The sequence below is a fragment of the Erwinia sp. MYb416 genome (assembly GCF_037479575.1).
Lineage (GTDB): Bacteria > Pseudomonadota > Gammaproteobacteria > Enterobacterales > Enterobacteriaceae > Erwinia > Erwinia rhapontici.
Window position 1 is genome coordinate 1 of sequence record NZ_JBBGYT010000053.1, and the last position, 675, is coordinate 675.

Annotated in this window: 1 protein-coding gene; it reads left to right on the plus strand. The window is 57.0% G+C overall.

Annotated elements, in window-relative coordinates:
- Positions 1 to 664: methyltransferase domain-containing protein (locus WH277_RS00480; protein ID WP_339503733.1), on the plus strand; the 664-nt coding region annotated here is incomplete at its 5' end.
- Positions 665 to 675: the final 11 nt, after the last annotated feature.

Consider the following 675-nt stretch of genomic DNA (forward strand, 5'->3'; position numbering starts at 1 on the left):
GCCCGAGCTTCAGCGTGCACTGCCCCAGCTGGCGGTGATTTCTGCCAATATTCAACCTGTGGCGATGGCGATTATGGAGGGGGAGGAAGAGATCCCGTTAACGGATAATCAGGTCCTTGCCGAACAACTCAACGACGTGCCGCTGTCAGTACTGCCGAAAAGCTTTTTTCAGACAAATCCCCGGGTGGCGGCCGAACTGTATGCCACGGCGCGCGTCTGGGTGAGAGAATTACAGGTAAGTGCTATGTGGGATCTGTTCTGCGGTGTGGGCGGGTTTGGTCTGCACTGTGCAACGCCCGAGATGCAGCTGACAGGTATCGAGATCAGTCAGGAAGCGATTGCCTGTGCGCAGCGGTCTGCGGCACAGATGGGACTGAAGCAGGTGAGCTTTGCAGCACTGGACTCCACCGCTTTTGCCACCGGAGAGGGCAGCGTGCCGGAGCTGGTGCTGGTCAATCCACCGCGCCGCGGAATTGGTGCCGAGCTTTGCGCGTATCTGGAGACAATGGCACCGCCATGGATACTCTATTCCAGCTGTAATGCCGAAACGATGGCCACCGATATCGGGCGCCTGAAAGCCTATCGCATCATCAAAATTCAGATCTTTGATATGTTTCCGCACACCGCACATTACGAAGTGTTGACGCTGTTGCAGCGGGTGTAAAGCGGGTCGGG